We start from the raw sequence: 19200 nt of genomic DNA, 5'->3' as shown, positions 1-19200 counted from the left end.
TTGAAGGTGCAAAATTCGTTGACGGCGTTAAACAAAATGGGGATCAAAAGCAGCAGGCCGCTTGATTCTCCATACACCAGATTTGACTATAGCTCCAATAACCCTTGTGTATTTCCCCCGCTCGCATTTTCAAATGGTTTTATGCTAAATTCGATTCAGCAGTTAAAAAGTCAGAAAACATACACATCACTGTTTTATTATTCAAACACCTATTGCAACACTGAATCATGAATGAATCCTGGCAACACGGTTATGCGCATGTCAACGGCATTCAGCTGCACTATGTAACGCAGGGTAAAGGTCCGCTTGTCATTCTTCTGCACGGTTTTCCGGAATTCTGGTACTCCTGGCGGCACCAGATTCCTGCGCTGGCACAGCACTTTCGCGTTGTCGCACCCGATCTACGCGGCTACAACGACAGCGAAAAACCGCCGGGCGTGTCGAGCTACCGTGTGGATATGCTTACCGCCGATGTCATGGGATTGATTCGTGCATTCGACGAGGAAAAAGCAATCATTGTCGGTCATGACTGGGGCGGCGGCATCGCCTGGGTATTTGCAGTGGAATATCCCGAGGCAACGGAAAAACTGATTGTATTGAATTGCCCGCATCCAACTGCATTTCAGCAACACCTCAGAACCAACTGGCGTCAATTACGGCGCAGCTGGTATATGTTCTTTTTTCAGCTCCCCTGGCTGCCGGAATTCGGCATACGCCTGAATTTGCGGTGGTTTGTTGAAAAGGCCTTTCGTGGCATGGCGATTCGAAAGGACGTATTCACAACCGATGAATTGCAACAATACGCCGAAGCACTGCAAAAGCCTGGCGCGCTGACCGCAGCGATCAACTACTACCGCGCGGCGTTTCGCGAGCGGGTCCGTCACGGCGAACGCGCATTCGACCAGATCATGTGCCCGACACTGCTGATCTGGGCAGAGGAAGACACCGCGCTGGGTAAGGAACTCACCTGCAACATGGAGCCCTGCTTCGCCGGTCGCTTCGAAATCAGGTACATTCCCCGGTGCAGTCATTGGGTACAGCAGGAGCAGCCTGAGCTGGTGAACCAATATCTATTCGAATTTTTGATGGATGGCGCAGATTGTAATCAGAAAAATGGAGCGTAATGACCAACAAGTATCACAGAAAAGCAGAAAATGGGGTTTTGCATTAATATCAATACTTTCTTTACCTCCTATATATTATGGAAGTATCTAGGAGCTATGGTTAAGTTTGATCGCTGGGTTTGCGAAGATGAGCATTTAACAGAATTAATAGACTAAACAAAGAAAACAATTAAAAACAGATTTGACACATTTTCCATTTTGATGAATTTGGCGTGCACTATCGGTTAGCCGGGATTCTTAAAAAGGCCGGATGCTAACGTATGCTGAATGGCAAGACCTGACCTCGCGAGTCTCGAGTCTCTTCGCGTACATGAGTATTTTCTATGGTTTCAAACTGCCAGACTCAGCGGTATTGTTGTTTCGAGCGTCCGTTGGAGTCATTCGTTAGCGGTCATTTTTCCAAAAAAATCAAAAATTATTCTGTTGATTTCGGATGATTGATAGCAAGATCTTTGCTTTCGTCCGACCACCACTTTAAATACTCCTCCGCACATTTTTTTCCCGAAGCAACAAGATCCTTTTTTAAACTATCGCTAAGATCGAAATCTGTCGTACCAACACCCAGAGAGTCTATATACACAGTTCTATGCCAATCGTCATTATGGAGATGCTGGCTGTCTTGGGCTGCAAGAACCGTTTTAATCAGTTGCATCGTATAATCTAAAAAATTATCAATATCTGCGTGCTGAGGTTCTTGTCCGTCACGAAACACTCCTTTTTCTTTTGCAGAATCCAGGCGAAAACCCAACGTTTCTTTATTATAAATATACTGACTGCTTTTTGGAGATTTTTCAGCTAAAACCAAATTTGCCGATTCATAGTATTTTGGAATCCGTTTTAGATCATTATTTTCGAGATACTTTTCTCTATCAAACAATTTAACAGGATAGTTATTAATAGCCCCGCCATCGACAAACACATCTTTCCGATCGTCTCTAATGGCCCTGAAAAACAGAGGTATCGACATTGACCTTCTGACTGCATCTACGACTCTCATGCGTGGCGTATGCTCGGGAGAATAGACCTCTCCGAATTGTGTTGATAAGTTTGAAGCATAAACGTAAAGATCTTTTCCGGAATGCTCGCTGATGGCCTTAAATGTAATGTTGGAGCTCCCTGTCTTCTTCTTTAACAGCTCACCAATCCATTCCCTGAAAAAATCGCCCTTATACCAGCCATATTCTTCTCTCAAGCGATTCATGTCGCGAAGAGTACCCCAGCTATCATCTTTGAAATCATTAAAATCAAGCGTGCTTAATACGTTTAGTATTTCTTGATTGCCAAATCCGGAGGCGAACAGTACAGCGTTGATTGATCCTGCAGATGTTCCGCCGACTCTTTTTATGTTTTCCAGAATTCTCTCCTTTTCTAAAACCTTCATTGCACCAACATATGCAATTCCTTTTACGCCACCACCTTCGAATACCAAGTTTTTGAATGGATATTTCATATTTGCTCTCCTCAAATAATCAATATGTGACATGAATCAGGCTTTATTCAGATTGTCTTTTACCTTCCTGTCGTCTTCCCTCAGCTTGAGCTGACGTGCGGCACGTACTTCATCCAGACGCCCGACCGGCGTGGTATGCGGTGCGGTATGCAGTGTTTCAGGACGATCGACTGCTTCCTGTGCAATCGCCTTCATCGCTTCGGCAAATGCATCGAGTGTCTGTTTGCTTTCCGTTTCGGTGGGTTCAATCATCAGCGCTTCGGGAACAATCAACGGAAAATAGATAGTTGGCGGATGAAATCCGTAATCAAGCAGCCGCTTGCTGATGTCCACCGCACGCACGCTGCTGCCCTCGATTTTTCCCTGCAGCACGAATTCATGCATGCAGGTGCGATCATGGGACAATGGATAGACGCCTCGCAGCTTTTCGCGAAGATAGTTGGCATTGAGCACCGCGTGCAGTGCATTCTGTTTCAGACCTTCGGCGCCATGCTGCAGGATGTAGGCATACGCGCGGACAAATACACCGAAGCTGCCGAAGTGGCTGTTCATCCGTCCAATGGTTTTTTCCGGTATAAAAAGCATATAACCGGGGTCTGGTTTCTCCACGTTATCAATCCGGCGCACCAGCGGGCCGGGCAGATATGCGGCCAGTTTCTCGCCCGCACCCAGCGGGCCGGAGCCGGGACCGCCGCCGCCATGCGGCGTGCCGAACGTTTTGTGCAGATTGTAGTGCATGACATCGATACCCAGATCCCCCGGCCGCACCACACCGGCGAGCGCGTTCATGTTGGCGCCGTCGCCGTAAACCAGTCCGCCGCAGTCATGCACACACCGAACAATAGTTTCGATGTCACGCTCGAACAAACCCAGTGTATTGGGGTTTGTGAGCATTAATCCGGCAACGGTATCGTCGCAGGCTGCATTGAGCGCGGCGAGGTCAAGGTTACCATGCTCGTCCGACGGGATTTCAAGTGTTTCGAAACCAGCCATCGTCGTCGACGCCGGATTGGTGCCGTGCGCCGAATCCGGAATCAGGATCTGGGTGCGTCCGGTTTCACCGCAGTTGCGGAAAAAAGCGCGCATCATCAGCAGCGCGGTCAATTCACCCTGCGCGCCCGCCGTGGGTTGCAGTGAAACGGCCGCGAACCCGCCGATTTCCTTCAGCCATTCCTGCAGATCGTGCATCAGTTTCAGGTTCCCCTGCACCGTTTCATCCGGCTGCAACGGATGCGATTGCGCAAAACCTTCAGACCGGGCGCATGCCTCGCTGATTTTCGGGTTGTACTTCATGGTGCACGACCCCAGCGGATAAAATCCGCCGTCGACGCTGAAGTTTCGCTGCGCCAGATGGATAAAATGCCGTACCACGTCAAGCTCGGAAAGCCCGGGAAGTCCGATAGTTTCAGTGTCTTTGCGCAACAATGCGCCGGGCAGTGCAGTCTTGGGTACATCACATTCTGGCATCAGGTTCGTGCCGCGACCCACGGCACTCAGCTCATACACCGTTTTTTCAGAATTTCTGTAATCGATTTCAGGCATGATCAACGCCCTCCATTCTTATCGCGTCACAGTAACCAGCGCATCAACCAGCCGGTCGATCGCTGCTTTGGTATTCATCTCGGTCACCGCGATCAACATCTGCCGCTCGAAGCCGGGATAGCAGGCGCCCAGGTCAAAACCGCCGATAACGCCGTATTCCTCGCGCAATATCCGGTTGACCTCATCGACCGGCCGCGGCAGTTGCACATAGAATTCCTTAAAAAAAGGTTTACTTGGTGCATGCGCGTTGACTTCCAGTCCTGTTTTTTCGGCCAGTTGCTGTGCAGCATAATGACTTTTGTGAAAACACAGTGCTGCCACCTTGCGCAAGCCGGATTCACCAAGTGTTGCCAGATACGTTGCCGCCGCCAGCGCCATCAGTCCAGAATTGGTGCAGATATTGCTGGTGGCACGAGCGCGCCGGATATGCTGCTCACGCGCCGCAAGGGTCAACACATAGCCGCGCCGACCGGACTGGTCGACCGTTTCGCCGACCACCCGCCCGGGCATATGACGCACATAAGTCGTGCGTGTAGCAAAAATCCCGAGATACGGACCGCCGAATGAAAGGGGTATACCAAGCGGCTGCCCATCGGCTATCACAACATCGGCACCGTAGGAACCCGGCGATTGAAACAGGCCAAGCGCGATGGGGTCTGCTACTACAATCAAAAGCGCCCCGGCCTGGTGTACCTTCTCCGCAATGCCGGTGATATTTTCAAACTGCCCCAGAAAATTCGGATTCTGAATAACCAGCGCGGCTACCTGATCATCCAGCTGCGATAACAGACTGTCCAGTTCATCCGGTACCGTGTTTTCACCGACCAGTGACACTTCGCTGCCGTGCAGGTAGGTCCTTACCGTTTCACGGTAATGTGGATTGATCGCGGGCGACAGAACGATTTTCTGTCGGTTGCCTGAAGCCAGATCAAGCGCCATGCGCACTGCTTCTGCCAGTGCGGTCGCACCGTCATAGTGACTGGCGTTGGTCACGCCCATTCCAGTTAACTGGCAGATCATGCTCTCATATTCGAACATGGCCTGCAGCATCCCCTGGCTGGCCTCTGGCTGGTATGGGGTATACGCGGTAAAAAACTCACCACGGCGAATGACATAATCAACCGTTGCCGGAACATAATGATGATACGCGCCCGCACCCAGAAAGCATTCATGACTCGATGCATTCGCATTACGACCAGCTACTTTGCGCAAGTGCGCTTCCAGTTCCATCTGCGACAGCGGCGAAGGCAAGGTCAGATCCGGAAAACGAACATGCTCAGGAATATCCGCAAACAGCGCTTCCAGCTGCGACAATCCCAGCGTGCTGAGCATCTCGCGAAGTTCGGTTTCAGTATGCGGCAAAAAATTCATTTGCTGTACCATTCTTGCTAAAGCATCGTTTTCACCAGCGTTCTTCGGCGGTAACCGGTAACAACACGAATATAACCATCACCCGCCAATTCCCGGTCAAGCATGGCGTCGCCAGTATCAAACCGGAGCACAGGCGTTTTTGCGAGCTTGGCAGGTGTGGCAATTACAATGATATTGCTACAGCCTATGTCCCGGATAACAGCAGGGCTGAGCTGCGAATTCCCCCTGCCCAGCACGAATCCCTGCGCACCGATTGGACTGAGAACCAGTTTACGCGCTTTGAATCTGCCGAGCAATGCAAGTATCTGCTGTTCGTTCAGATCGCCGCCGATACATTCTCCATCGACAACAGCATCAACACCCAGCAGCGTTTTATCAATACCCCAGCGATCACCAACCGATTTGACTGTGCTTCCAGCGCCCAGAAATACGAGCGCCGGTGTTTCACGCTGAAACTGTTCCAACAGATAGTCCGCAATGCCCGCCCTGATCGCCGTATCGTCGACATTTTCGATCAAGGCCTTGGATGATTGCATATACCTGGGTTCGAATGGCGTCAACGCGGCATGATACAACTTGACCTTCCATTCACCTGCCCGGTAGCTTGCCTCATCCAGATCCAGCACTTCTGTCTGCACAGTCGTCAACCGATTCTGCAAAAAAGCGAGCATGGTTTCGGCACAACGCACGGGATTGGTGGCGAAAACTCCCGAAAACATTTTGACGCCCGAAGGAATGCCCAGAATCGGTACGCTAATTCCGGCAACGCTGCAAATATCCCGCGCGGTACCATCACCACCGCAAAAAACGATCAAGTCCACTTTCTGTGCCATAAAACCGCGCACCGCTCGCCGCGTATCTTCCGCCGAGGATTTTCCAGTTACTGTATGAACAATCTCTATAACGTTCATTGGAATGCCGGCTGTTTTCAACACCGCTTCGCCCATTTCCCCTGAACAGGTCAACCATCGTAACGGAAAATCCGTTGCTTGCGACATCAGCTGAATAAACCTGCACAGGGTTTCCGTTGCACGCAGGTGTGCCGCAGGCCGGGCTCCCAGCGCTCGAGCCTGATTCTCCATGCCATCCGTGCCTTTCAACCCAACCCGGCCGCCCATACCCGCAATCGGATTGATCAGAATTCCGACACATTTCTTCTCACGCATACGCTCACACACCCTGTCCACGCCCCTCTCCTTTACCCAGCAATAAAAAGCAATGATGCCGGGCTGGTACACTGTGCAATGCCGCTTGCCTTGCGATATGCTTCCTGAATTTTCTCAATCAGGTGCATGAATGGTTAAAAGTATTTTTCAACTGACTTGAAGAAACAAGTATGGTTAAATATAACGCAGACTGGGGATGCACAGAAAACAATTTGATTTTCATCGTCTGTCTGAACTTATCAACCGGCCCGGCACTGAACATGAACCAGAACAGATATCAAATCATCAGGATTATTTTGTTTTTCTGCTTCGCCGCACTGTTATCCGCTTGCGATAATGGAAATGTCAGCCCCGGGACCTGGTCTCAATTTCATGCCGATAATCGAAGCCAGGGATTTATCGCAGTCAACAGTTCACCAGCGATCACGCCGCTTTGGAAGCGTGATGTCGGGCCGGTCGCTCATTCATCCCCCGTAGTTGCCATGGACGGCTCAATACTCCTCGGCACCGCTGAAGGCAGACTCGTTATCGTCAATCCGAATGGCACAATCAAGTGTGCAGTCGATTTATCAACCGGCGTCATCCTCTCCACGCCTGCAATAGCATCAAACGGAAATTCCTACATCGTATCAATCCGGGAAGTGGACTCCGACTCCTACCTGAGTACATTACACAGTATTACACCGGAGTGCGAACCCCGTTGGTCATATACATTCCCCGACGTCAATGAAATCATTCGGGGCCATACTTCCGCATCACCCAAGGTCATGGAGTCGAGCCGTGGTATTCATGTTTTTCTTCCAGTCAGGTTTTCTCGCCAGCGGGATGGCGCTGATAACGATGATTACGAAGATGGATTAAACGAACTGTTTGTTTTCAATGACCGCGGCAGCGTGATTGACCGCCGGACGATTGGCGGCTGTTTGCGTGTTACAGGAGGAGGGAGCGACATCAGTGGTCTGCTGAGTGATATCTGGGACATCATCAGCGACTTTCCAAAAGGCACCGCAGTTATCGGCGATGCCTTCGGCCCCCTGTATGAACAATTTGGATGGCTGGACCCGACACCGGCCCTGGTGGATTTATCAACGATAGCACAGCCGGAGCGTCCTTTGATTATTGTTGCCGACAATTGCCTTGGACTGCGCATGACCGGATTTCACTGGCGGCTCGATCTGGCCGCGCCTCAGCTAAACAGAATCTGGACCTATGACGACGATAGCGACAAAAATTATTTTTCGTCACCGGCCGTTTTTAGTAACGGCCTACTGGTGATTGCCCGGGAGGATGGTGTCATTCAGGGTTTTGACCCGGAAACCGGCGCCAAGCTGTGGAGCCAGAATGTTGGTGAGGCAGTGATGGCCACACCCGCCTCTATTGGAAGACAGATATTTTTAAACTCGCTCCACCGGCTGCATGTTCTGGAATCAAATGGAGCGTTTGCCGATGTACCCATTGTCTCGACTTACCTCGGTGGCGGACAGACCATCGCCTCGCCGGCTGTTTCAGCCAATTATGTTTACTACAGCACGACAACAGGCCTGCGTACCCGATCATTCGATTTCTTTACCCGCGCCAACGACAGCGATGCCATTGGCGGGGTATCTTCGCCTGCTATTTCTCCGGACGGAATTGTTTATAACGTGATCATCGAGAATGGCACAAGCTACCTGATGGCATATCCGGCCAGAGCGCAACCGCAGGTCCCCTGATTCTCTGGTAGGCCCGGCATGAAAGGCAGTACAGTACCATTATTAACCCCTGAGTATCGCCACTTCACAGACAGGAGCGGTTCACGGTTGACAGGTGTTGCAGCAGACTGAAAACGAAGTCTGCTACACATTGAACCTGAAGTGCATTACATCCCCGTCCCTGACGATATATTCCTTACCTTCGAGGCGCATTTTACCGGCTTCCTTGGCGCCCTGTTCGCCGTTGCAGGCAACAAAATCTTCATAACTGATCACCTCGGCGCGAATAAAGCCCTTTTCAAAGTCGGTATGGATAACGCCTGCGGCCTGAGGTGCGGTGTCACCTTTGTGAATGGTCCACGCCCTGACCTCCTTGACACCTGCTGTAAAGTAAGTCTGCAGTCCCAGCAAGTCATAGGCGGCGCGCACCAGGCGATTGAGCCCCGGCTCTTCCAGGCCGATATCCTCAAGAAAAACCTGTTTGTCTTCATCGGCCAGATCTGCGATTTCGGATTCCAGCGACGCGCAGATTGCAACTACCGGTGCGCTCTCCTGCGCCGCATATTCCTTGACATTATCAAGCAACGGATTGTTTTGAAAACCGTTGTCATCAACGTTGGCAACATAGATTGCCGGCTTGGCAGTCAGCAGACACAGTGGTTTGAGTAACTGTTGCTGGTCATGATCAAGTTCAAGTGAGCGCGCGGGTTTGCCCTGGTCCAGATGCACCTGCACGGTTTCAAGAAAACCGCACAGTTTGATTGCCTCCTTGTTACCCGACTTGGCTATTTTGGATTCACGCAGCAACGCTTTCTCAACTGTTGCCATATCAGCCAACACGAGTTCTGTCTGTATCACTTCAATGTCGGACACGGGATCCACACGGCCCGCAACATGCGTAACATTGTCATTGGAAAAACAACGCACCATGTTAACAATGCCATCCGTCTCCCGGATATTTGCCAGAAATTTATTGCCCAGCCCTTCTCCCTTGGACGCGCCTGCCACCAGCCCGGCGATATCGACAAACTCCACAATGGCAGGTTGAACTTTCTGCGGTTTGACGATTTCCGTCAGCTTCTGCAGACGTGGATCGGGCACCTCAACAATACCGACATTTGGATCAATGGTACAAAAAGGATAATTTTCAGCAGCGATGCCCGCTTTGGTCAACGCATTAAATAAAGTCGATTTGCCAACGTTGGGCAAACCCACAATACCGCATTTCAGGCTCATAATCGGGTACTCATTCGGGTTTATTGAATTGCTTAATCGTTAAGATACAGGGTGGCTTACTTGGTATGCAGTTTCAGCATGGCTGTCTGAAAATCGCCTTGTGCGATCAGCGGCCATATCTGCAGACTCCGATCTATCGCCTCATTGATCAACCTGGACTCTTCTTTTCCGGGCGGGTGCAGCACAAACCGCACCACATCACTGCGATCGCCCGGATGCCCGATACCAATCCGTAACCGCCAGAAATCCCGGGTTCCCAATTGAGCGGCAATATCCTTGAGACCATTGTGCCCTCCCAGACCGCCGCCGCATTTTAGTTTAACCGCACCGGGCAATAAATCGAGTTCATCATGAATAACGAGAATTTCATCGGGTTGAATCTTGTAAAACCGGCATAACGCTGCGACTGAATGGCCACTGCGATTCATGTATGTCTGCGGCTCAAGCAACCATAAATCAGCCGAATTCATGTTGACGCGCGCGCACAATGCGTTAAAACGCGCCTCAGGCCTTAGCGTTACTTTCAGTTCATCTGCCAGGCAATCAATCCAGACAAAACCGGCATTATGGCGCGTATGCTCATATTCTTTTCCCGGATTACCCAGTCCGACAATCAGCTTCATCGCAATTCAAACGTGTTTCAGTGTTCACAAGTCCTAAAACAAAAATCTGCTGGATTTTATAATCAAATCCAGCAGATTTCTTAGGCCACCATTTAAGCGGTTTGTTACTCCTCTGACGCCTCGGCCTCTCCTTCCGCTTCGCCACCTTCTCCTGTAGATTCGCTCGACAGAACAGAACGCGGTATGGTAATTGTTGCCACGGCCTGATCATCGCCTTTGACCAGTGCCGTAATTTCAACATTCTCCGGAACAGTGATATCACTGAGATGCAAAGTATGCCCTGCTGCAAGATCAATCAGATCAACGGTAATAAATTCGGGCAGGTCTTTTGGTAAGCAAGTGACATCTACTTCAGTTAATACATGGCTGACAATTCCACCCGATGTTTTAACGCCCGGCGCAATATCTGCATTGATAAAATGCAACGGTACTTTCATGTGAATTTTCTTCTTTTGATCCACACGTTGAAAATCCAAATGGAGGACCAGCTGTTTATATGGGTGCATTTGCACATCACGTAACAACACCTGCTCTTTTGCGCCACCTACGTTCAGCGTCAATATCGATGCATGAAACGCCTCCATCTTTAGCTTGTAAAACATATCGTTATGATCCAGCTCAATGGCCTGGGGCGTATCCTCTCCACCATAAATGATCCCCGGCACTTTGCCGGAACCACGCAGGCGGCGGCTCGCACCTTTTCCCTGCAGCGTGCGCTTTTCGGCACTGACTTCAATCTTCATTTAATTTCTCCACAAAAAAATGATTTGTCCGCGACCAAACAAATCGATTACACACGAGTGAAACATTCACTCCATAAACAGCGAGCTGAGGGAGCTTTCATTACTGATACGCACCATTGTCTCAGCCAGCAGATTTGCAACACTTAACTGACAGATTTTTTCGCACGCTGTAGACTCTTCCTTCAGCGGTATGGTGTCCGTCACCACCAGTTTATCCAGATTCGAATTGTTGATGCGCTCAACAGCATTACCCGATAATACCGGATGCGTCGAATAGGCGATCACGGCAACAGCGCCCTCGTCTTTTAGGGCATCCGCTGCTTTGCACAGCGTATTGGCCGTATCGACAAGATCGTCGATGATAACGCAGGTTCTGCCTTTCACTTCGCCGATGATATTCATGATCCTTGCTTCATTGGGCTTCGGTCGGCGTTTATCGATAATTGCCAGATCGCATTCCAAACGTTTTGCCATGTGCCTGGCCCGGACAACACCGCCTACATCGGGAGAAACCACAACAAGGTCCTGATAGTCATGCTTCCAGACATCGCCCAACAGGATGGGCATACCATAAACATTATCGACAGGAATATCAAAAAAACCCTGAATCTGATCAGAATGAAGATCCATCGTCAGCACCCGGTCCACACCAACACTGGTCAGCATGTTGGCGACCACCTTGGCGGTAATCGGCACCCTGACTGAACGCGGTCTTCTGTCCTGGCGCGCGTAACCGAAATAAGGTATGGCCGCAGTAATTCTTCCTGCAGATGCACGTTTAAGCGCATCAACCATTACCAGAATCTCCATCAGGCTGTCATTGGTAGGTGCACATGTCGACTGCAGGACGAAAACATCCTTACCACGCACATTCTCGAGAATTTCCACCATAATTTCACCGTCGCTGAAACGGCCCACCGTGGCGCGCCCCAGATGGATATTAAGGTGCTTGACAACATCATGGGCCAGCTGCGGATGAGCCGTACCGGTGAATACCATTAAACTGTCGTAAGACATTATATTGATTTAGGCATATGTTAGACAGGCATACCAGGAATGCTTTCGGCTTCTGTCAATATAGACCGGCAAATAACGCGGTGTGGTATCAGCCTGTCCGCCAGCATTTTTCTGAATGCTCTGGAAGTTTTTATAATGGCTGGGGAGGTAGGGATCGAACCTACGAATGCCGGAATCAAAATCCGGTGCCTTACCACTTGGCTACTCCCCATTATTTTTTAAAGCAGTGTATATTGGATGACATTCCAATCCACGTGCCACAAACCCTGTCATATCATCCGGCAAGCAGGCATAGGCCGCACGCGCTTCGCGCTCCGTCGCAAACTCGGCAAACACGCAGGCACCAGACCCACTCATGGCAGCTATTGTAGTATTTTTCAGCTGCTTTAGCCACTCTAATCTGACCGCCACTTCCGGATAAAGATGGCATACCACAGGCTCGAGATCATTATGTCCCTGCCATATGGAAAAGGGCGGTATTTTGATAGGAATCGTGTTTCGTGTCAATTCTTTACTTGAAAAAATTTCTGCGGTTGACACATGAACGGGTGGAATAATCACCAGATACCATGCCGCGGGCAGTTTCAGGGCAGACAATTTTTCACCGACGCCTTCGGCGAAAGCATTTTGCCCGAAAATGAACACCGGCACGTCCGCACCGAGCTGCAATCCCAGCTCCAGCAACGTTTCCCTGTCAAGGTTCAAATTCCATAATCTGTTCAACGCTACCAGGGTTGTCGCCGCATCTGAGCTCCCGCCACCGAGACCGCCGCCCATGGGAATTTTTTTTTCAAGGGATATGTCGACACCCAGATTGCTTCCACTCTTTGCCTGCAGGCATTTTGCAGCACGCACGCATAAATTCTGATCCGCGGGCACACCCATTGTTTCTGCAGACAGCTTTATCTTGCCGTCATCACGTAACGTAAAATTTAATTCATCTGAGAAATCCAGCAGACGGAAAACTGTCTGCAGCAAATGATAGCCATCCGGCCGCTGACCTACTACGTGCAGAAACAGGTTAAGCTTGGCCGGGGCGGAACAGGTCAGTGTCGTTATTGATGGCATCAGTTTTTGAAAATATCACTACCGGATCAGATCTCGGTCCAGTTATCCACGACCAGCCGGATCATTAAACCTTCAATGTGCAGCTCAACAATTCTTGGCCGCACCATTTGGCGGTTGAACGACTCATCATCGTGCTGATAATACTGCCTATATATAATCTCCCAGCCATCCTGCCGGATTGCGATTATGCGGTCTTCGCTGTCAAAATCGACAGTTGCCCGACTCAATGGTGAATGCACTCCCTGAACCCAGTATCGCAAACCATTCAGAGGCAAGCGCCACCCGAGCAGCTCAGCAGTCAAATCTTCCACGTTGTCCGCATAAAAAGTTTCCTGTTTGGACGTAGTCAACGTGACACCACTTCGTTTTCTGACGATCTCGGCAACCGCCTGACCAAGTGGCGACAACAGCATTAGCGTATCCTCGACGCTTGTATGCTGCCAATGGACATTCCCGGAAAATCGCTGCTGTTCGTTACGTACCGCCACCCTGCCGAGCAATTCAAAGCCATCCGCCATAGCGGTAACACGATCTGTCGCAGGTTCAAAAACCTCCGTTCTGGCAACCTGATCTGTCTGAATTGTCAACCCGGCACAACCAGCAAGCAAGGGCAGACAAATAAAAAGCGCCCACCATCTGCCGTTTCCCGAGTATTGGCCAGGAGTACCGAAAAAGAAATAACGTACCATTTTTCAAGTCGGGTCGTTCGAAGATGGAGACTTGATCGTCAATGATGTTGATAAAAATGTAAACAGAAACCCGATCGCCGGTTGGTTACTTTACGGTATCAGCGTGTCAGATATTGACACGTTTTTCTTCCTGTTGGAAATCAGGCAATACAATATTCAGTTCCAGCGTTTCCTGATTTTCATCCTGCTCGAATTTCACCGAGATGGCTTCCTGATCGACATGAACGTATTTGCGTATCACTTCGAGCAGTTCTTTTTGTAACTGCGGAAGATACGAGGGACGATTGCGTTCGGTTCGTTCATGCGCAACCAGAATCTGCAGTCTTTCTTTCGCAATGGCTGCCGATTTTGGCTTGGACGCTCTGAAATAGTCCAACAAACTCATAATCTGCCTCCGAATAGTTTCCTGAAGAATCCTTTTTTGTCGTCAATAAAACGATGCGGGCGATCTTCTCCAAGATAACGCGCGACCACATCCTGATAGGCCAGTCCTGCTTCGCTTTTGTCATCCAGTATTACTGGGATACCCGCGTTAGAAGCCGTTAATACAGACTTTGATTCAGGAATGATGCCCAGCAATTGAAGTGATAAAATATCCTGAACATCGTCGAGCCCAAGCATCTCACCGGATTTCACCCGATTCGGATCGTAACGTGTCAGCAACAAGTATTCCCGAACCGGCTCCTCGTTCCGTTCGGCCCGACGCGATTTACTGGCCAGAATACCCAGCATGCGATCCGAATCACGTACTGACGAAACTTCAGGATTGGTTACAACAAATGCATCGTCCGCATAGTAAAGTGCGAGATTCGCGCCTTTCTCGATTCCCGCAGGGGAGTCGCAGACGATATATTTGAATTCTTTTGCCAGCTCTTCCAGAACCCTGCCAACACCTTCCAGCGTCAATGCATCCTTGTCCCGGGTTTGCGAAGCCGGCAGAATAAAAAGCTGGTTGCAGTTCTTATCACGAATCAGAGCCTGGTTAAGACTCGCCTCCCCATTGATTACATTGATAAAATCATAAACAACACGGCGCTCACAGCCCATAATCAAATCGAGATTGCGCAATCCCACATCAAAATCGATTACAGCGGTTTTATGGCCTTTTTTTGCCAATCCCATGGCAATCGCCGCACTTGTTGTTGTTTTACCAACACCACCTTTTCCTGATGTCACAACAATAATTCTTGCCAATTGAGTCTCCTTAGCTAAAATTTAGGCAATTTCATTAATAATTAACGCGTGGTCCTGCAAATAAATCTGCACCGGTTTCTTTTGTGTTGTTTTGGTGATATGTTCGCTGGTCTTGTAATCTCCAGCGATAGACACAAGTTCAGCCTGCAAATCCAGACAGAATATCCGTGCACTGGTATTACCCTGTACACCCGCTAACGCTCGGCCACGTAAAGTATTATAGACATGAATATTTCCTTCAGCCATAATCTCTGCGCCGGCGCTAACCTGCGACATCACCACTAAATCCCCTGGCGCATAGATCCGTTGCCCTGAACGCACAGGCTGTGTAACAAGCATAGTCCTGACAGGTTGAACAGGCGCCACGGATTGAACCGGCAAGTCCGCAGTTGCTGAAGTTGCAGTTGCTTTCGGATTCTTGTCTTCCCCATTCATTGATTCTGCAGTCGGGTTTTCGTTACCGGCGTCCGTCGCTACCGCGGCGCGCCTGTCGTGCTGTGCAAGCGCTCCGGCGTCATGATCGCGGCCGGCATCGACTGGTATGGATAGTTTCTGTGCCTGGCTGTTCTGCTGCTCGGTGCCGCCGCGAAGTCCAATCGGAAACAAACCGATTCTGCGCAACGTTTCAACAATCTCGGTTACGTTGAAATCCAGCTCTGATTTATTCAGTTCACGCACATCGATCACCAGCGGAGAATGTTTGAAAAAATCCGGTGCCATACTGATCTTCTCTTGCAATGTCTGCTCGATAGCAGCAATGTCATTAGTGTTCAAAATCAAGATAGGCGTAAAAAAAGTAGTACTTTTGAATTCAAGGACAGACGATGAATTAAGCATTTTTTGTGGACTCGTCGACATCTTTCATCAATTGTTGGATTGGGATTGGCTCTCGTAATTATACAGATAGATCAGAATTGGTCATATCGATGCCATCATTTATATTTAGCCCGCAGAATATTTTCAGCAAATTTCTCGACAATAATCCATACCCTTGAATTGTGTGCCTGATATTGTCTTTTCACGACTATTTGATGTCTGGATCCATTCAGGCGAAAACATGCCACTTGACTATACGTGGGTAATTATAACTTGTTTACAAACCAGCAGTACGGTTATCAGAAAAATGTAATTTTCCTACAACACAGTTTTAATGATATTGTGGTGTTAATACATAATTACTGTACGAGTGACTTATAACGACTATGGTTCGAAAATTGTTATTTTTCCTGGTCGCAACTGCCTGCACCACGTCATTACTGTTCGGCTTGTTGATTTTTCTGATCATTGACGAAAAACCGTATGTCGAACAGCAGACACAAGTTTCTCCCGAACATATAGAACGCTTTAGGCAAGCGTTTGATCAACACCGCCAGCGTATACTGAACAACCGTATTGTGACAATCAGTATTCATCCAGAAGATGCGGATATCGCAGCAAATTATCTGGTAAAACATCTGGCCAATGGTCACGCACAAATGCACATAGCACACCGCCAGGCAAAAATCCGGGCCAGTCTGCCACTACCTTTTAATGCAGTCCCGGGATTTATTAACCTTGAAGCCACTTTCGTGGAAAGCGACTGGCTGCCAAAACCACATGCGGTCAGTATCGGTCACATTTCAATACCGGATGCTATCAGTCAGTTTTTAGTCAATCAGGCAATCCGCTGGCTGCACAATCACTCCAGCTACGACACGATATTATCTGCAGTCAAGCACATGCGCATTTCAGCCACCGCTCTCAGGATCCGGTATCAGTGGCAAGGGGGACTCAATTTGTCAAACGGCCATTTTCCCGTACTCCGCAAATCTGAACAACAACGCGTTAACCGCTATTACAATCTGCTTACCCAAAGCAACCGGCACCGGCCTGAACTCGACCTGTCGCAGGTCTTGCAGCCACTCATGCAAATGGCTACACGATATTCAGTTAATAATCCAGCACAAAAAGAAAACCGCGCAGCCATACTGGCAGCAACATTTTACATCATGGGTCTGCCCCTCAATTTTCTGGTACCTGAAGCAGCGGATCGCCCATTTCTGCATCGTCCGGTCGTAACCCTCGATGGTCGCAGGGATTTTGCCCAGCATTTTATTATTTCAGCGGCTATTACTGCTTACGCTGACACGGCTTTGTCTGACGCCATCGGACTTTACAAGGAAATTGAAGATAAACGCAGTGGCAGCGGTTTTTCATTTAACGATATCGCGGCAGACCGTGCCGGCACCCGGTTCGGGGAAATTGCCACAGCCAGTCATACAGACGCGGTCCGATTACAGCAACTGGTCAATCAGGGAATTGATGACAAAGGTCTCATGCCGAAATGGGATGATCTTCCCGAATCATTGTCCAAAACCGTTTTCAGGCAACAGTACGGTAACTTTGATACACCGGCATATCATCACCTGGTCAGTACGATTGAACAGCGCGTGGAATCATTGCCTTTTGTATACTGAACCCCTATAACGACCGCCCTTTATACAGCCTGATGGGTTGGTTGCTTTATTGAGCATAAATCACTGCTTAAGCCGTTTAATAGTTTCCAGCAGCACTTCATTGTCCGGGTCTTTTTCGAGCGCGGATTGCCAGACGTCCTCAGCGTCTTCGCGCGCACCCTGAACCCATAGCACTTCACCCAGATGCGCAGCGATTTCACTATCCTGACTGATTGCAAAAGCACGATTTAAATAATTCAATCCGTCTGTTATATTCCCCATCCGGTAATAAACCCAGCCCAGGCTGTCCATGATATACGGATCATCTGGCGACAGCTCGACTGCTTTTTTAATTAGCTGCAGCGCCTCGGGCAAGTGTAGACCACGCTCCGCAAAACTGTATCCCAGTGCATTATAGGCATGCGCATTGTCCGGCTTGAGCTCGATTAATTTCCGTAAATCTTTTTCCAGAATTTCAAACTTCCCGATTTTGTCAGCAGCCAGCGCCCGGTCATACAGCAATTCCGGGTAATCGGGCAATTTTTCCAACCCGCGATCGAGGATTCTGAATACTTCCTGATGAGAACCCGCACGACGCATGATCTGTGCTTCGGCCAGAATCAAATGTGCAGTTTGCTGATCGTTTGCTGCCGGTAACTGTTGAATATGCGAACGCGCATCATCCAGTTGTCCTTTTTGCGCCAGCAAGTCGGCATAACGAATCTGCGCGGGCAAATATCGCCCGCCTCGCTTGACCTGCCGGTAAGATTCCATCGCCAGGTCGGACTGTTGCATTTCCTCATAAACTCTGGCCAGATGAAAGTGTATCGCACTGGCGTCCTTATAGCCCAAAGCCAGTGCTCTTTTCAGGCTCGTTTCCGTCATATCAAAATCGTACAGTTCCGTTGAAATCAGTCCAATCACCACCATGATTTCCGCATCCTCGAGATTCCTGTCAAAGAGAATTCGTAACTGTTTCTGTGCCAGTTCTTTCTCATTCAGCTCAACCAGAAGCCGTGCATAAGCAATTCGCACTTCGGTTGTTTCCGGGTATTTCTTAAGAAAGGCGCGGTAGAAATTGGCGGCATCAATATTGGAATGCCGTTGCAACATTCTGCCGTTCTGTACGGCGGCAATCTCCCAGTCAGGACGCAGTGAAAGCGCCTGTTCCATCTCAGCCTGAGCCGTTTCATATTCACCGGCAAACCAGGCCGCCTGCGAAATAGCAAAATGCACCTCCGGCAATTTTGGATACGGTACAGCCAGCTTGTGGATCAATCGCAGTATTTCACTTTTATTTGGATTACGGGACAAAAGCTGGTTGAGCTGCATGAACGCCGCACCGACATTTTCCTTGTCTGAGGCCAGTAATTTTTCCAGGTGAGGAAACGCTGCATCCAGTTTACCGAAATTAACCAGCATCGCAGCGTATGTCTGTCGTGCATCAAGTGAATCCGGATCGAATTCGACCCACATTGATGCAGCTTTTTCAGCCGCAAACGGCTGGCGTGCATGCAGCGCAATTTCACTGGCACGTTTGGCAATACGCGGGTCGCGCGTCATGTGCGCCAGTTTCAGGTAACGGCTGACGGCGATCTCAAGATTGCCACGCTGCAATGCAGTTTCAGCAAGCAGAAAATCAAATAGTATCGGTGCGGTCAGTTCCAGCCTGGGCAACTTCGTTTCATCGATTTGTTCTTCTGCGTTGTCATGACTGGAATTGTCCGAATCGGCGGCTTTTTCGGATTGGGTGGATTTTTTCGCTATTTCACCATCTTCCTGTACGGGAAGCTGGGCGCACGCAGTCAGACCAAGTATCAACAGAAGAACAAGAGTGTTAAGTTTCATTAA

The 19200-nt window shown here is 49.4% G+C and carries 17 protein-coding genes and 1 tRNA gene; 3 read left to right on the top strand and 15 right to left on the bottom strand.

The window, feature by feature from the left end; translation table 11 throughout:
• Positions 1-227 precede the first annotated feature (227 nt).
• Complete coding sequence (locus tag BMX44_RS14935; RefSeq protein WP_090634503.1) at positions 228-1124, top strand: alpha/beta fold hydrolase; 897 nt, start codon at positions 228-230, stop codon at positions 1122-1124.
• A gap of 415 nt (positions 1125-1539) precedes the next feature.
• Here BMX44_RS14935 and BMX44_RS14930 read toward each other — a convergent pair whose 3' ends face one another.
• The 4 genes from BMX44_RS14930 to BMX44_RS14915 are packed head-to-tail and all read right to left on the bottom strand — an operon-like array spanning position 1540 to position 6674.
• Positions 1540-2574, bottom strand: a complete 1035-nt coding sequence (locus tag BMX44_RS14930) for a patatin-like phospholipase family protein (protein WP_090634502.1) — start codon at positions 2572-2574, stop codon at positions 1540-1542.
• 36 nt (positions 2575-2610) lie between these two features.
• Positions 2611-4116, bottom strand: a complete 1506-nt coding sequence (gene gcvPB / locus BMX44_RS14925) for an aminomethyl-transferring glycine dehydrogenase subunit GcvPB (RefSeq protein WP_090634500.1) — start codon at positions 4114-4116, stop codon at positions 2611-2613.
• Between the two features lie 18 nt (positions 4117-4134).
• Positions 4135-5487, bottom strand: coding sequence for an aminomethyl-transferring glycine dehydrogenase subunit GcvPA (gene gcvPA / locus BMX44_RS14920; protein ID WP_090634514.1), 1353 nt, complete (start codon positions 5485-5487; stop codon positions 4135-4137).
• A gap of 17 nt (positions 5488-5504) precedes the next feature.
• A complete protein-coding gene (locus tag BMX44_RS14915; RefSeq protein WP_218143984.1) occupies positions 5505-6674 on the bottom strand; it encodes an ATP-NAD kinase family protein in 1170 nt (389 codons plus the stop codon).
• Positions 6675-6913: 239 nt separating this feature from the next.
• On the opposite strand from BMX44_RS14915, the gene BMX44_RS14910 reads away from it, so the two are divergent.
• Positions 6914-8365 (top strand): outer membrane protein assembly factor BamB family protein, encoded by a 1452-nt coding sequence (locus BMX44_RS14910; RefSeq protein ID WP_177167782.1) that lies wholly within the window; start codon positions 6914-6916, stop codon positions 8363-8365.
• A 123-nt stretch (positions 8366-8488) separates the two neighbouring features.
• Here the strand turns inward: BMX44_RS14910 and ychF are convergent, their stop codons facing one another.
• The 10 genes from ychF to minC all read right to left on the bottom strand — a co-directional run bounded on the left by ychF (position 8489) and on the right by minC (position 15688).
• Positions 8489-9580 (bottom strand): redox-regulated ATPase YchF, encoded by a 1092-nt coding sequence (gene ychF / locus BMX44_RS14905; protein WP_090634494.1) that lies wholly within the window; start codon positions 9578-9580, stop codon positions 8489-8491.
• Between the two features lie 56 nt (positions 9581-9636).
• Entirely contained in the window at positions 9637-10203 is a 567-nt protein-coding gene (gene pth / locus BMX44_RS14900; protein ID WP_177167781.1) for an aminoacyl-tRNA hydrolase, read from the bottom strand.
• Between the two features lie 104 nt (positions 10204-10307).
• Positions 10308-10946 carry a 50S ribosomal protein L25/general stress protein Ctc gene (locus BMX44_RS14895; protein WP_090634490.1) on the bottom strand — a complete coding sequence of 213 codons (639 nt, stop codon included), beginning with the start codon at positions 10944-10946 and terminating at the stop codon, positions 10308-10310.
• 66 nt (positions 10947-11012) lie between these two features.
• Positions 11013-11963: a ribose-phosphate pyrophosphokinase gene (locus BMX44_RS14890; RefSeq protein WP_090634489.1), complete on the bottom strand. Its 951-nt coding sequence runs from the start codon at positions 11961-11963 to the stop codon at positions 11013-11015.
• A gap of 136 nt (positions 11964-12099) precedes the next feature.
• Positions 12100-12174: transfer RNA gene (locus BMX44_RS14885), tRNA-Gln, on the bottom strand.
• Complete coding sequence (ispE, locus tag BMX44_RS14880) at positions 12165-13031, bottom strand: 4-(cytidine 5'-diphospho)-2-C-methyl-D-erythritol kinase (RefSeq protein ID WP_090634487.1); 867 nt, start codon at positions 13029-13031, stop codon at positions 12165-12167. Before ispE ends, BMX44_RS14885 begins: the two co-directional genes overlap by 10 nt.
• 26 nt (positions 13032-13057) lie before the next feature.
• Positions 13058-13720 (bottom strand): lipoprotein insertase outer membrane protein LolB, encoded by a 663-nt coding sequence (gene lolB, locus BMX44_RS14875; RefSeq protein ID WP_090634485.1) that lies wholly within the window; start codon positions 13718-13720, stop codon positions 13058-13060.
• Between the two features lie 106 nt (positions 13721-13826).
• Complete coding sequence (gene minE / locus BMX44_RS14870; protein WP_090634483.1) at positions 13827-14105, bottom strand: cell division topological specificity factor MinE; 279 nt, start codon at positions 14103-14105, stop codon at positions 13827-13829.
• Positions 14102-14914, bottom strand: coding sequence for a septum site-determining protein MinD (gene minD / locus BMX44_RS14865; RefSeq protein ID WP_090634481.1), 813 nt, complete (start codon positions 14912-14914; stop codon positions 14102-14104). Before minD ends, minE begins: the two co-directional genes overlap by 4 nt.
• Positions 14915-14935: 21 nt before the next feature.
• A complete protein-coding gene (minC, locus tag BMX44_RS14860) occupies positions 14936-15688 on the bottom strand; it encodes a septum site-determining protein MinC (protein WP_425433721.1) in 753 nt (250 codons plus the stop codon).
• A 428-nt stretch (positions 15689-16116) separates the two neighbouring features.
• On the opposite strand from minC, the gene BMX44_RS14855 reads away from it, so the two are divergent.
• Positions 16117-17370: a YfiM family lipoprotein gene (locus BMX44_RS14855; protein ID WP_090634478.1), complete on the top strand. Its 1254-nt coding sequence runs from the start codon at positions 16117-16119 to the stop codon at positions 17368-17370.
• 60 nt (positions 17371-17430) lie between these two features.
• Here BMX44_RS14855 and BMX44_RS14850 read toward each other — a convergent pair whose 3' ends face one another.
• Positions 17431-19197: a tetratricopeptide repeat protein gene (locus BMX44_RS14850; RefSeq protein ID WP_090634476.1), complete on the bottom strand. Its 1767-nt coding sequence runs from the start codon at positions 19195-19197 to the stop codon at positions 17431-17433.
• Between the last annotated feature and the right edge of the window lie 3 nt (positions 19198-19200).

Source organism: Nitrosomonas marina, assembly GCF_900110145.1.
Lineage (GTDB): Bacteria > Pseudomonadota > Gammaproteobacteria > Burkholderiales > Nitrosomonadaceae > Nitrosomonas > Nitrosomonas marina.
The sequence above is the reverse complement of the archived record's forward strand: the minus strand, read 5'-3'. Positions and strand labels throughout refer to the sequence as shown.